14 protein-coding genes are annotated in these 13659 nt (G+C 60.0%); 8 read left to right on the plus strand and 6 right to left on the minus strand.

Annotation, left to right across the window (positions count from 1 at the left end):
- Positions 1-671 precede the first annotated feature (671 nt).
- The 4 genes from NW862_RS02170 (at position 672) to queA (ending at position 5521) form a co-directional block, all read left to right on the plus strand.
- Positions 672-1808: a phosphodiester glycosidase family protein gene (locus NW862_RS02170; protein WP_414426874.1), complete on the plus strand. Its 1137-nt coding sequence runs from the start codon at positions 672-674 to the stop codon at positions 1806-1808.
- Between the two features lie 975 nt (positions 1809-2783).
- Positions 2784-3416 (plus strand): cob(I)yrinic acid a,c-diamide adenosyltransferase, encoded by a 633-nt coding sequence (locus NW862_RS02175; protein WP_414347610.1) that lies wholly within the window; start codon positions 2784-2786, stop codon positions 3414-3416.
- A gap of 24 nt (positions 3417-3440) precedes the next feature.
- Positions 3441-4022, plus strand: a complete 582-nt coding sequence (gene dcd / locus NW862_RS02180) for a dCTP deaminase (protein WP_414333857.1) — start codon at positions 3441-3443, stop codon at positions 4020-4022.
- A 317-nt stretch (positions 4023-4339) separates the two neighbouring features.
- Positions 4340-5521: a tRNA preQ1(34) S-adenosylmethionine ribosyltransferase-isomerase QueA gene (gene queA / locus NW862_RS02185; RefSeq protein ID WP_414347612.1), complete on the plus strand. Its 1182-nt coding sequence runs from the start codon at positions 4340-4342 to the stop codon at positions 5519-5521.
- Here the strand turns inward: queA and NW862_RS02190 are convergent.
- From NW862_RS02190 to NW862_RS02205, 4 genes are all read right to left on the minus strand, one after another.
- Entirely contained in the window at positions 5473-6294 is an 822-nt protein-coding gene (locus NW862_RS02190; protein WP_414333860.1) for an HAD family hydrolase, read from the minus strand. The two genes, queA and NW862_RS02190, sit on opposite strands and share 49 nt — an antisense overlap.
- Positions 6295-6405: 111 nt before the next feature.
- Positions 6406-6675, minus strand: a complete 270-nt coding sequence (locus tag NW862_RS02195; RefSeq protein ID WP_414333861.1) for a hypothetical protein — start codon at positions 6673-6675, stop codon at positions 6406-6408.
- A 12-nt stretch (positions 6676-6687) separates the two neighbouring features.
- The gene (gene fabF, locus NW862_RS02200) at positions 6688-7968 is read right to left on the minus strand and encodes a beta-ketoacyl-ACP synthase II (protein WP_414336660.1); all 1281 of its coding nucleotides are present in this window, start codon (positions 7966-7968) and stop codon (positions 6688-6690) included.
- Positions 7969-8001: 33 nt separating this feature from the next.
- Positions 8002-8247 (minus strand): acyl carrier protein, encoded by a 246-nt coding sequence (locus NW862_RS02205; RefSeq protein ID WP_041436540.1) that lies wholly within the window; start codon positions 8245-8247, stop codon positions 8002-8004.
- A 210-nt stretch (positions 8248-8457) separates the two neighbouring features.
- On the opposite strand from NW862_RS02205, the gene rpsF reads away from it, so the two are divergent.
- The 4 genes from rpsF to NW862_RS02225 all read left to right on the plus strand — a co-directional run bounded on the left by rpsF (position 8458) and on the right by NW862_RS02225 (position 10657).
- A complete protein-coding gene (gene rpsF / locus NW862_RS02210; RefSeq protein ID WP_414333865.1) occupies positions 8458-8748 on the plus strand; it encodes a 30S ribosomal protein S6 in 291 nt (96 codons plus the stop codon).
- A gap of 26 nt (positions 8749-8774) precedes the next feature.
- Positions 8775-9221 carry a single-stranded DNA-binding protein gene (locus NW862_RS02215; RefSeq protein WP_414333866.1) on the plus strand — a complete coding sequence of 149 codons (447 nt, stop codon included), beginning with the start codon at positions 8775-8777 and terminating at the stop codon, positions 9219-9221.
- Between the two features lie 26 nt (positions 9222-9247).
- Positions 9248-9940 (plus strand): M14 family zinc carboxypeptidase, encoded by a 693-nt coding sequence (locus tag NW862_RS02220; protein WP_414333868.1) that lies wholly within the window; start codon positions 9248-9250, stop codon positions 9938-9940.
- 183 nt (positions 9941-10123) lie between these two features.
- A complete protein-coding gene (locus NW862_RS02225) occupies positions 10124-10657 on the plus strand; it encodes a universal stress protein (protein ID WP_414333870.1) in 534 nt (177 codons plus the stop codon).
- A gap of 26 nt (positions 10658-10683) precedes the next feature.
- Here NW862_RS02225 and NW862_RS02230 read toward each other — a convergent pair whose 3' ends face one another.
- Positions 10684-12069, minus strand: a complete 1386-nt coding sequence (locus NW862_RS02230) for a DUF4340 domain-containing protein (protein WP_414333872.1) — start codon at positions 12067-12069, stop codon at positions 10684-10686.
- A gap of 18 nt (positions 12070-12087) precedes the next feature.
- Positions 12088-13659 (minus strand): GldG family protein, encoded by a 1572-nt coding sequence (locus tag NW862_RS02235; protein ID WP_414333874.1) that lies wholly within the window; start codon positions 13657-13659, stop codon positions 12088-12090.

Genomic DNA, 13659 nt, shown 5'->3' on the forward strand with positions numbered 1-13659 from the left:
CCCTTTGCCAGGATATCGCCGGCAGAAGGGGAAAAGCCTCAGGGGTCGGCCATCGACGGCAACTGTTAAGGGATCCCAAAGGGAGGATGGGAAGGGCTGCCGGAATCGCTAGGTTGGGGACTGGTGCCCTCGGTTGTTGTTCTTTGTGCTGTCATGAGCCTTTCTGAGTTTTTAACCTTGGTGCTGCTGCTCTTTCCGGGCATTTTGCTCTCTTTAATTTTGATGGCCACCTTTGCCGCCGGCGGATAGGGGCTACCACAAGTGTCGTCGGCTGGAGGAGTAGTCATTATCAAATAGCAAAATCAAATAGCAAAAAAACGTTTCTCTACGTTGTTATTGCTACGCAACGCTGTCGCGAACGCACCACCCTAACTCCCCTCTCCCTCAGGGAGAGGGGTTGGGGGTGAGGGCCTCAGGGAGAGGGGTTGGGGGTGGTCGCGCTAGCGGCGCGGAGCGCTTGGGCCTCAGAAAGAGGGGCCGGGGGTGGTCGCGTGAGCGGCGTGGAGCGCTTGGGTGCCTCAGAGAGAGGAGCCGGGGGTGGTCGCCTATAGCAGCCTGGAGCGCTCAGGTGAGTGGCAAAGTTGAGTGGCAAAGTGTCTTAATCTTGTTTGAAGCGACTTAGCTCCAAGAGGCTAGAGCAGCAACGAGAGGGGCTGGTGAAGAGGGTTGCTTTGCCTAAAACCTTGGCCGCTGTGGGAGCGACTCTCCTCCTGCTCAACAGCCCGGTTGCCCCTGCCCAGACGCTCCTCGACCGGCAGCCTGTGCGGGTGGTGCAAGGGATCCCTTTGTACCAAGAGGAAATCTGGATTGGGGACGATCGGATCCCGGTTGCCATCGTGGTCATTTCCCTTACAGCGGGCCAACTGCGCCCCATCTGGGCCAATCCTGCCAGTTTGGTGGGTCTGGGGGAGCTGTCTTCCTTTGGCCCTGAACAGGGAGCCGTGGCGGCCATCAACGGCGGTTTTTTCAATCGCAACACCCGCCAGCCGCTGGGAGCCATTCGTCGGGATGGCCGCTGGATCTCCAGCCCCATCTTAGGCCGTGGGGTCATCGCTTGGTCGGATGGGACGGCAGGGCAATCCGTGCGCTTTGCCCGTTTGCAGATGCAGGCAGAGTTGCGCAACGACCTTGGGGATCGGATCCCGCTGGTGGGCATCAACAGTGGCTACATCCTGCCCGGAGTTGCCCAGTACACCCCTGATTGGGGATCCACCTACACCACCCAAACGGATGGTGAAATGCTCCTGATGGTGCGGCAGGATCAGGTGCAAGACATTCTGCCGGCAGGCCTGGCCGGTAGTTTGACGGTGCCGATCCCGCCCAACGGCTACGTATTGGCAGCGCGGGGTCTGGAAGGTGCCCTGGAAGCCGGCAAACTGATCGCGGGGGATCGCCTCAAGTTGAGCTGGACTGTGGATCCGCCAGAGCTGGCCGCCTACCCCCACATGCTAGGGGCAGGGCCGCTCTTGCTCTTGGACGGCCAAGTGGTTCTGGATGCCCAATTAGAGGGATTTCAACCCCTTTTCCGCCGCCAACGGGCTGCCCGCAGTGCCGTCGGTCAACTGGACAACGGACATTTGCTGTGGGTGACCGCCGGCAATGCCCAGGAAAACCAAGGGCTCACCCTGCTGGAGATGGCGCAGTTGATGCAGCAATTGGGCTGTCGCCATGCCCTGAACTTGGATGGGGGCAATGCTTCCACCTTGGTGCTGGGGGGAGAAACCGTCAATTTGCAACACCGACACCCAGAACAACGCACACCCCGAGTTCACAACGGCCTAGGGTTTTTCCCCAGTTCAAGTCGTTGACATACTTTCTGACATAGAGGGTAAGGGTTCTTGTTACCGAAAACAGCGGTGCCCATCTCCACGGTCGTTCGGGCTATTCACGCCAGAGAAAAGACTTGGCTCCAGTTGCACAACGGGATCCCGCCAATCTCAGAACCCAAGGCTCTAGAGCTTGTATAGGTTAGCCTTACGTGGGATCCAAACTGAATGTCCAATGCTTATTTCTCGTGATAGAAATAGAGATTAAACTGAGAACAAAAATTAGCCTTGAGATCGACCAGAAAAATAATTGAAGAGATAACTTGGCGAAAAATAGTTCCAGGATATAGAGGTTACATAATTCTTTGCGTCCCTTCTCAAAAAATATCGTTGATAAGTTGTTTTTGATGAAGGCAATTAATGGATTTGCATTTCGTCGCTTTCGAAGTTAGAAATTAAGTTTAAGTTTTTGGACTTGCAGTCACACTTTTTCCAAAGTGAAGTCGAGACAACATGGGGGGCTCTCCGGCTCCTAGCCGAATAGATCCCCCGCTGGGCAAGGCTTTTGAGATGAGCAGAGCTTCGCCGCCATCTGGTGGCCAGGCCGCCGATATCGGTATTCCTGTTTGCAAGAGCTCATCTCATTCGGAAAACATTGATTCCTTGCTTGCATTTTTATAAGATACTTTTGTGCTTAAGTAAAATACCTCTACACTCAGATTTTTGTTTGGACTTGAACGTTAATTAAGATTTTGTTCAAAAGCTTTTCTTTTGGGCTCCTGCCTCTTGTGCCAAAAAGCTAAGATGGGCAAGGATTGTGTTTTCTGTCACTCTATTTGAGAGGATTTGTATGCCGGCCAGAAGCAGAACCAACTCGTTGACGGATACGCACAGGTGGTGTTTCATGGAATCCATAGCCGACGCTCTCCACCACTTGTAGGCCCTGTGAACCTAGGGTCTAGTTCCTTAACCCACTTACGAGATCAAGCCGTGGTTTGCACTGCCTCTCCGAATCCTATGCCCTCCCCCAAGGATGCTGTTCCTGCGGCCCGGGTCAAGCAGCCTGCCGCTCACGACCGTTTCCTGCAGCGGGATGGAGCCTGCTCCACCCAGTTGATCCCCCAGGGATCCCTGCAGCTCTACACCCACCCCAGCCGGGGCATGTTTACACCCGTCATGGCTCAGGCGCTGCGGCTGGCCGGCCAGGGGACGCGGGTGTTGATCGTGCAATTTCTCAAGGGCGGGATCAACCAGGGGCCGGAAAATCGCCTCTCCCTGGGGCGATCCTTAGAGTGGGTTCGTTGTCGTCTGCACCGCTGCATCGATACGCCTCATCTGGAGCCCGAGGAGCGGGTGGCTCTGGATGAGCTGTGGCAATTTACTCAGGAGGCCGTCAGGAGTGGCCGCTACGACTTGGTGGTGTTGGATGAGCTGAGCTTGGCCGTGAAGTTGGGCCTGATCCCGGAGGCGCAGGTGCTGGATTTGATCGATCAGCGTCCGGCCTGGATGGACATGGTGATCACCGGGCCGGAGATGCCGGACTCCCTTCTGGAGCGGGCCGACTTGATCACGCAATTGCGCCTACGTGCAGGGATCCGTGCCGCTGATGCGAACGTTGCTTGTCCTCCCGATCCTCCTCAAGTCCCCTAGCTTTCCAGGGAGCCTGCTGCAGCCATGCTGAAAAACGACCGCTGGATCTGCGAGCAAGCGCGGCAAGGGATGATCGAGCCGTTCTGTCCTGAGCTGGTGAGGGCCGTTGAGTCTCGACCTGTTTTGAGTTATGGCCTGTCCTCTTATGGCTACGACATCCGCCTGTCGCCGGTGGAGTTCAAGATCTTTCGCCATGTGCCCGGTACGGTGGTGGATCCCAAGCGGTTTAACCCCAAGAACCTGGAAGCGGTGGAGCTGCACCACGACGAGATGGGGGATTACTTTATCATCCCGGCCCATTCCTACGGGTTGGGCGTGTCTTTGGAGCGGCTGCAAGTCCCGGATAACATCACCGTGATCTGCATTGGCAAATCTTCCTATGCTAGGGTGGGCCTAATTGCCAACCTGACGCCGGCTGAAGCAGGGTGGCGGGGCTATCTCACCCTGGAGTTTTCCAACGCCTCCAGCGCCGACTGCCGTGTGTACGCCAATGAAGGGGTGGTACAGCTTCTGTTTCTGGAGGGGGATCCCTGCCAGGTGACCTACGCCGACCGCGCCGGCAAGTATCAGGATCAGCCCCAGCAGGTGGTGGTGGCCAAGGTTTAGCTTAATCGGCGGGAAGCCCCGCACTGTATTGGTGAATTGTGTTGACTCAAGAGCCAATCAGTGTCGGGATGAAAGCCGTTCGTCCTACAATTGAGGAGAACAAGTTAAATCTCTGGAGAGGTTCCCGCCGTGGGTCGCACGCTGAGACCTCTGTACAAACAAGTCTGTGAAGCGTGAAGCCCATACTCTATCTAAGTTGCGTTTACTCAACGAAGATGAGTGTCGGGAGTCGTTCACACGCCTCCCTTCTCCTAAAGGGTGGAGGCTTCCGGTTGGTGATCCCCAATCCTGTTGGATCTCGTTTTCGATCCATCTCCATGCCCGACTTTTCTGCGTCCGCTTCCCCCAACAAGGTCGAGCTGCCGCTTGGCGCCAGTGACGGGGAGCCTAATCTGGATCTGCTCACCGCTGCCTACGATTACACCCTTCCTCCCGACCGGATCGCGCAAACGCCGGCGGAGCCCAGGGATCAGGCGCGAATGCTGGTGGTGTACCCGGATCGGCACGAGCATCGCCGCTTCTGCGACCTGCCCGATTACCTGCGGCAGGGGGATCTGCTGGTTCTCAACGATACCAAGGTGATCCCGGCCCGCCTGTTCGGGGCTAAGGAGCCCTCCGGGGCGCGGGTCGAAGTGTTGCTGCTGGAGCCTCAGTTGGAAGGGATCCCGACCGTTGCGCAGCCTCTGCCTGACCGGGTGGGGTGGCGGGTTTTGGTCAGGCCGGGCAAACGGGTCAAGGTGGGGGATCGGATTCGTTTTTGGAGCAAGGAAGGATCCCCCGCTGGGCTGAGGGCCACCGTTTTGGCTTTGGATCCTGAGACCGGCGGGCGAGTTGTGCAGTTTGAGTGGGAGGGGGCGCGGCCTTTTGAGGCAATCCTGGAGCAGGTGGGCCGGATCCCGCTTCCTCCTTACATCAGAGCTGCGGGCTCAGCCCAGGTTCGCCCAGGAGATTACCAAACCCTCTGGGCCAAACATCCCGGCTCGGTGGCCGCCCCCACAGCAGGTCTACATTTTACCCAGGAGCTGCTGCAGAGGTTGGCCCAGAAAGGGATCCAAATCGCCTACATCACCCTGAACATCGGCCTGGGTACCTTCCGCCCGGTAGAAGCGGAGCGGGTGACCGAGCATCGCTTGCACAGCGAGTGGCTCAAGGTGTCGGCAGAGACGGTGGCCGCCATCCAAGAAACCCAGGCCCGAGGGGGGCGGATCATCGCGGTGGGAACCACCGTGGTGCGCTCTTTGGAAACGGCAGCAGCCTCTGGCGCTCTGCAGCCCTGGCAGGGGAAGAGCGATCTGTTCATCTACCCCGGCTACTCCTGGCGGGTGGTTCAGGGCCTGATCACCAATTTTCATCTGCCCCGCTCCAGCCTGATGATGCTGGTGGCTGCGCTGATCGGGCGGCAAAGGCTGCTGGATCTCTACCAAGAGGCCATCGACCAGGGATATCGCTTTTATTCCTTTGGGGATGGCATGCTGATCTTGCCTGCGGGGGATCCCTGAGAGCTTTTGCAGGAACTGGCCCCGCCAGCCGGGGTTGAAGGACGGTCTTGCCTGCCGGCAAACCAGTTCCGGATGCGATCCCACTCCACCTGGTGATAGCCATCTGCCGCCCAATTGGCCCGCCGCTGCAACAGGTGCAGAGGAAAGAAGGTGGCCAAAGCCAGCACCGGGATCCCTGCCGAACGGGCTGACTGGATGCCGGGATAGGTGGCCTCAATGCTCAAACACGCCTGAGCAGACAGCTCCATCCGCTGCAAAAGCAAACGGTGGCGCTGCCCTGGGGCCTCATCCCCTGTCACGCGGTAGGAGCCGGCCAGCCGAGTCAGGGCCGGGCAACGCGACTGGAAACGCTCCAGAAAAGCACTGAGCTCGGCTGTCGATTGGCCACACAGCAGGCCGACCTTCAGTTGCAGCCGCTCCAGTGTCTCCAGGGTTTCCGCCAAGCCGGGAATGAGAGACCATTCCGTGTGCCCCTCTAAAGCTTGTTGGTAGTACAGGGCCTTGCGTTTTAGCAGCTCTTCCAGTTGTTTGGGGTTGAGCACCCGCCCCTGCTCTCCCCACAAAGCCGGCAGTCGCTCGCGATCCGGTCGGCCCAGGTAGTGCAGCCGGTAAAGCTCCCGCTGGGATCCCGACTGGGGCCAGCGTTGCGTAGCAACAACAGTCCAGGGGCGCAGGTTCTCTTCCACCAGCAGTTGGTTGATGGCCTGCAGGTGCAGACCCTCGTCATCGGCCACCACCCCACTCCAGTTCAGGATCACCCCTTGCAGCGCCATACAGGCCCCATCACCTTCTGCCCACAACCGCAGCTCGGCTGCCGGATCTCCACTCCATCAAAACTCGTTGACCTACTCCCCCATGGCGGCGCTGCAGCGTTTGCGGCTTGTCTATCCGTTTTGAACGCGACGCTCAAACTCCTCGCGGGTAGTGTCCACCAATTGCACCGCCTCTGGATAAAGCTCAGGATGGCTTTGCTTCAGCCAACTGAGCACCCGCGCCAGTTGGGCTGCACAGAGATCCAAATCGGCTTGAAAAATAACCGCCGCCGCCATGTGCTGAGCATATTCGGGCGGGTGGCCTTGCTGCGCCAGCTCTGCCGTCAAAGCGGCCAAGGCCTGCTGACGAACCGACGGCGACACACTTTCGGGAGAAGACATAGACCGAGCTCTTCAATCGGGAGAGTAGCGGCGCAAGGCTAGAGTGACGTTGTGCCCGCCAAATCCGAAGGCATTGACCAAAGCAGACTCGATGGCCATCGGCCGCCCCTTGTGGGGCACAAAATCCAGCCCCGCGCACTCTGGATCGGGGTTGTCCAAGTTGAGGGTGGGGGGAACCCAGCCGTGGTGGATGGCCAGAGCTGTGGCTACTGTGGCAATGCCACCTGCTCCCCCCAACAGGTGGCCGGTCATGGATTTGGTGGCGCTGATGGCCAAGCGGGGGGCATGCTCCCCGAAGACCGACTGGATGGCCTGGACTTCAGCGATATCCCCCACAGGGGTGCTGGTGGCGTGGGCGTTGATGTATTGAACTTGTTGAGGTTGGATCCCGGCGTCCTTGAGGGCCAACCGCATCGCCCGGGCTGCCCCCTCGCCGCCGGGGGCGGGGTTGGTCATGTGATGGGCATCGCACGTGAGACCGTAGCCCACTATCTCGGCATAGATCTTGGCACCGCGGGCGCGGGCGTGCTCCAATTCTTCCAGCAACAGGATCCCGGCCCCCTCTCCCATGACAAAACCATCCCGATCCCGGTCAAAGGGCCGGCAGGCTTGTTCGGGGGCGTCGTTGCGGGTGGAAAGGGCCTTCATGGCGCTAAATCCCGCCATCGACAAAGGGGTGACCGCTGCTTCCGTGCCGCCCGTAATCGCCACCTGCACTTCTCCCCTTTGGATAAGCCGAAAGGCATCGCCAATGGCATTGGAGCCGGAAGCACAGGCCGTAACCGTACAGGAATTGGGGCCTTTGGCGCCAAAGTGAATGGCCACGTGTCCCGCGGCCATGTTGGCAATCATCATCGGTACCATGAACGGGCTGCAGCGATCCGGCCCCTTGTGCAAGTAGATAGTCTGCTGCTCCTCCAAAACCCGGATGCCGCCGATGCCGGTACCCAAAATCACTCCCACCTGCTCGGCGTTGAGATCGGTGATGCGAAACTGGGCGTCCTCCAGCGCCTGTTGGGTGGCGGCCAAGGCCAGATGGACAAAGCGGTCGGTACGCTTGGCATCCTTGCGCTCCAAATAGTCGAGGGGATCAAATCCCTTCACCTCCCCGGCAATACGGCACTCGTGGCGGGAGGCATCGAAATGGGTGATCGGCCCAATGCCGGAGCGCCCTGCCAGCAAGCTCTGCCAAAATTCGGCAGGGGAGTTGCCGATGGGGGTAACGGCGCCCAGCCCCGTAATCACAACGCGGCGGGTCGGCCTGAGAGCAGTGGCGGGATCCAGGGTAGCCATCGTCCGGTATCAGCCCAGAGGTATGGGGGCAGGTTAGGCAGCTTTCTTCGAGAGAATGTAGTTAACAGCATCTTGCACCGTAGCAATCCCTTCCGCATCTTCATCGGGGATCTCTAGGTCGAACTCCTCTTCAAAAGCCATGACCAGCTCCACCGTGTCGAGGCTGTCGGCTCCCAGGTCGTTCTGGAAATTGGCTTCCGGAGTCACTTTGTCGTCCTCTACGCCCAGTTGATCGGACACGATCTTGCGAACACGGCTGTAAACTTCGTCTGCGCTCATGCTTGGAATCCCAACTCTCGATTCAGCGTGTCTTGGCCAGGCCAACCGGCGGCCAATGAAGCAACCCTCATTGTATCGAACAACGGATCCCCTTGCTGCTGCAACCAGGGGATGTGGGGGTTGGGCCACGGCCTTTTCGGCGGTGAGAAGGAGAGGTTAGGATAGTTTACTGCATCTCTACAACTGGATTGTCAAGGAGACCTCGCTTCCATGCCCCGCGCTTACGAAACGATGCTGATTGTGCGTCCCGATGTGTCGGATGAACCCCTCGAACAACTGCTCAGCAGCCAGGAGGCGCTCCTGCGAGAGAACGGGGTGACCCAGGTGGAGATTACCAATAGGGGCAAGCGCCGCTTTGCCGGCTTTGAGATGAAAAAGTTCAAGGAGGGCCTGTACATCCAATTCAACTATGCGGCTGAACCGAGCGCGGTGGCCGCCTGGGAGAAAAATCTGCGCATCAACGAGAGCGTGCTGCGCTACATGACCCTCCGCGTCGGCTAGGTTTGACGGGATCCCCATCTGCGGGCATGATGGAAATGCTGGGATCTGCCCTTCGACCCCTGAATGGCCCTGTCATGAACTCGATTGTATTGATGGGCGAGGTTCTGTCCGAGCCGGAGCTACGCTACACTCCCGATAACTTGGCTGTTACGTCCTTGGTGATCGGCTTTCCCAGCCTGCGCCCGGATGAGCCACCCTATCGGGTGCGCGTTTCTTCTTTTGGGGAACTGGCCAAAAGGGTGGTGGACACTTGCCACGTGGGGGATCAGGTCACGGTGGAGGGCCAACTGCATATGAATGTGGTGGAGCGGGATGGGCGTAAGGAAAAGCTGGCCGAGATCACCGCGCGTCGCGTCCACCAACTGGGATCCGCCCAGGTTCTCTCTCTGACGGGGATGGGTGAGTTTGCAACGGTGGACTCCTCGGAAGGAGAGGGGGCTTCCCCACCGGAGCCGGACGATATCCCGTTCTAGCAGTGCCAGCTTTGCTGGGATCCCCCATGTTTGCGGAACTTGGCGCCGGATCCCCGCAAGTTATCGGCTACTCGCTGCAGGGGCGCCCCATTTACCTTTGCCGGCTCACCCAGGGGATCCGCTCCTTGCTGCTGGTCGGGGGAGTACACGGGGATGAGGTAGAAGGCTATGCCCTGATCGAGCGCTATGTGGCCTCTGGGAAATGGAGATCCTTGGAGGGCAGGGCAGCGCTTTGGGCGATCCCACGCCTGAACCCGGATGGCTGTGCCCTGGGGCAACGGCTCAACGCCAACGGCGTGGATCTCAACCGCAATCTGCCCACGCAAGATTGGATCCCGGCCTCTTTGGAAGCTCGCTATCCGCCGGGGCCAGCCCCAGGCTCCGAGCCCGAGACACAGGCGTTGTTGGCGAGTTTGGCCCAGATTCGGCCTCAGTTTATCCTCTCTGCCCACTCCTGCCAAAGCAATCCCTGCGTGAACTACAACGGCCCTGCCCTTGAGCTGGCCCAGGTGATGGCTGCTCACAATGGCCTGCCGGTAACCGACGACATTGGCTATCCCACCCCCGGCTCTTTGGGCACCTGGGCAGGGCAGGAACGGCGGATCCCCACCCTGACGCTGGAACTCCTGCGGGGCACTCCCCTCGACCAAGTCTGGCAGGAGCAAGCCGAGGCGCTGCAGGCGGTGCTGGAGTGGGCGGTTCAGGACGATGCGTTCTGACCTGTGTCAAGATCTCTGAACTTTCATTGCCAATCCGACAAGTCATCCGAGATGCCCGCGGTTTTCTCGCCCAGATCTTCTACAACACAGATAGATGGAGGTAAAGAAAAGAGGAACTTGGAGTCGAAACCGAAGTCAAGCCTTGTCTTTTGCCCATCTGTTGGCCATTTGGAGGAAGTCGGTATGTTCAGCAGGATTTTGGTGGCGGTGGATCGGTCGGAGCTGAGCCAGGGAGTGTTTCAAAAGGCCGTCCAACTGGCCAAGGCCATGCAGGCCGAGATGATGCTCCTCCATGTTTTGTCTCAGGAAGAGCCCGGTGCGCCGGAGCCGCCGATGATCCTAGGTGTAGATTACAGCTCCACCATCAGCGCCGAGCTGTGGCAGTCTTATCGAGAGCAGTGCGCCATCTTCGAGCAAAACCAGATCGACTATCTGCGCTCGCTGGTGGAGAAAGCCGCTGAGCAGGGAGTTCGCGCCGAGTACAGCCTCAACTACGGCAACCCCGGTCGGGTCATCTGCGATCTGGCCCGCTCTTGGCCGGCGGACTTGATTGTGGTAGGCCGCCGCGGCCATTCTGGCCTGAGCGAGCTGTTTTTGGGCAGCGTCAGCAACTACGTGCTCCACCGCGCCCCCTGCTCGGTGTTGACGATCCAGGGCGAGTCTCTCAAAAAAGCAGCGCCAGCCAAAGAAGAGACAACCACCGCCTCTGCCGGCTGAGATAAGGCCCGCCGGCCACCGCCTTCCTAGGAGCCCGCAGAGGATTCTGCCCCACTCTCCAGCAAGCGATTCACTTCGGTTTCCACGCTGTTGAAGGTGCTGAGGTCGATGACGGCAATGTCCGGCTGATAGCTGCTTCGTACGTAGGCGCGCAGACCGGCAGACGTCAAGCTCAACGTCAAGGGATCCCGACCGTCCTCGGTTTTGGGCTCAAAGGTCAGCTTCAGATCCGGCTCGGCCAGGGCTTTTTGGGCGTCGGGATCCGTCTCCGGCACGAACTCCTTGGCGCGGGCGGCGTTGAGGCTGGAGAAGAGAGAGCTGAGGTTTACAGGCTGGCCCGGTCGCTCTGGATTGTCCCAGCGCAGCTCCAGGGATCCCTTCTCCTGCGGCAGAGGGTTGAGGGTGAGCTGCTCCCCTTGAGACTCCAGGATGACTTGGCCCACCTGGTTGGGGTTGAGGCGGGCAAGGCGGTGATCCCGCAGCTCCTCGAAGTCGGAGCGGAGAATGTCGGCGGTGCTGGTGAGCAGGGCGGCCACCGCCGGGTGCTCCGAGGTGATGACATAGACTTGACCATCTTTTTCCGATCCCAAGGCCACCCTCAGGGTTTTGCCGTCCTTGAGCTCAACGGTTAGCTGAGCAGAAGGCTTCTCCAGACCATAAGGAGCCAGCTCCGCCTTGGTTTCAGCCGGGAACTCCACCGCCTGCAGGCGAGACAACGTATTGAGCAGACGGTCGACGTTGAGGTCATCAGCAGGCAGCGCCCTGGGCTCGACGATCTGCCAAGTATCTTCTTGCCGCTGCAAACGAACAACCTCTGGATCGGCCTCAGCCAACTGCACCTGCAGAGACTTCACTGCCGCCGTCTCGAAGCGCAGCAGAGTTTTGTCCCGCAAAGCCAAAAGGGAAGGCAGCAGGGATCCCTTCTGGGCGCTGGCCAAGAGCACCACCTCTCCCCCTGCTGGCCGGGCGTAGAAGCCGGAACTGTCGAAGTTGTCGTTGCCGATGTCCAGGCGGTAGGGATCCCCTTCTTGGGGGAAGAGGGCGATCTGGTGGCGCGGCTGATCAAGACCAAAAGCGGCCAGGTCGGTGGCCCCTTCCAGCGTGATTTGAGGCGTGAGGCGGGAGAAGGTGTTGAGGAGTTGCTCCACCGGGAAGTCCAGCGCCGCCGACTGGATGGGACGGATAATGCGCCAACGGGATCCCTCTTGAGGGGCGCGCTCCAAAAGGATCTCCTCCGGTTCCCCCTCTTGGCGGAGCTCAATGCGGGCAATGGTGTCGGGGGCAAAGTGAAAGAGCCGCGCCCGCTCCGCCTGCTGCTGCTGCCGCAGTTGCTGGAAGTTATCGAAGAGGAAATACCCCAGCAGAGCAGCCACCGCCAAACCCAAAAGAATCCAGGTGCTGCGCTTGAACATGCTTGTCCTCCTTCGGCTCTACCGTCTTTGCCACCAGAGCACAGCTCCCGATCCCAACGCCACAACCGGCAGGAGCACCGTCGATCCCAGCACCAGCCAGCGGAAGTTTTGGCCGGTCAGGGTGAGACGGCGATCGGTAATGGATTTGGGGCGAATGGAGATTTGTTCAGTTCGCTCGGTGAGCCAGTTAACCGTGTTGAGGAAAAGATCGCGGTTGCCCTGCTGCCTCAGGTTGCCGTCGAGGGCAAAGTTGACGTTGCCGATCACCACCAGGCGGGCCTCGGTCGGCGACTCCTGGGCTTCTGAGTTGTTCTGATCGCCTTTCACCTGCCGGGTCAGGGCTACGCCCAAGGTCAGGGGGCCGGGCTTGTCTTGATTTGGGTCAAATTGCACGGGGCCAGCTTCCAGGTTGGGGCTGGTCTCCCCCCAGCTCTGCGGGCCGGTGCGCAGCAGGGGTGTGGCCTGGATCCCTTCGCGGGCTTGGGTTTCCACCGAACGGGCCAGAGGAAAGAGGGTCATCAGCCGCTGCTCGGCCAAGGGGGCGGTGATGGGGTGATCCCCGTAGGTGGTAACTAGGGCAACTGCCGGCCCCGTGCCCAGGAGTTGGCTGACGCTACTCACCTCGATAAGGATGTCATCTCCCAAAACCACGCCCCACTCCTCCAGCAAGGGATCCAAGCCGGCATCCACCCGCGGCCCAATGAGCAGCAGCAGCCGCCCCCCTTTGGCCAGGTAGTCCTGCAGCTTCTCCACCTCGCCGGGGAAGAGAGCCCGCTGTGGCCCCGCCAACACCAAAACCTCTGCCTTGTCCGGGATCTCGGCCTGCACCAGGTTCAAAGGCTCCACCCGATAGCCCTCCTGGCCGAGGGCTGCCACCGCCTGAGCCAGCGTTGGGGTGCCTTCCCGCGCTTCTAGGCCCACTTCCCCATGCCCTTGCACGAAATAGGCCAGCAACTCCCCGCGGTTGACCACTTTAGACAAGACGGGGGTCAGCTTGCTCTCCAGGTCAGGGGCAGGGGGCTGCGGCAGTTGCTGCCGGCTTTCTCCGGCCTCCACCACCAGGGTGTTGTTTTGCGTCACCTGCAGCCGCTGAATGGTGAGGGGATCCCGATTGGGATCGACAAACGCAAACTGGAAGCGCTCGGGGTTGAGGCGGCGGTAGCGCTCCAGTTGTTCCCGCAGGTTGGGATCCGGCGCCGTGGTAACCACCCAGACTTTGACGGGTTGCGCCAATCCCTGCACCAGTTGCCGGGTTTGAGGCGACAGGGTAAACAGGCCCTCCTCGGTGAGATCCAGGCGCAGGTCGTAGCGCACCGCCACCACATTCACCAGCACCAGGATGACGGCCATCGCCGCCACCGCCACCAGGATGTTGGCGTTGGTCTGGGTGGAGCGCAGCCCCAAGAACAGGCTCACTTCCTGCCGGTGGGTGAGACCCCACACCACCACCAGGGCCAGGCCTACTGCCAGCAAGCTGAGGGGCACCGCCGTCCAGCCGGTAAGAGCGGATCCCACCAGCAGGCCGATGGCAATCACACCAAGGCCGAGGATCCCCGCCCAATCTGCCAACGCCCGCCAATCTTTTATCAC

Origin of the sequence: Synechococcus sp. H55.8, assembly GCF_047462375.1 — a bacterium.
In the GTDB taxonomy this organism is placed as follows: domain Bacteria; phylum Cyanobacteriota; class Cyanobacteriia; order Thermostichales; family Thermostichaceae; genus Thermostichus.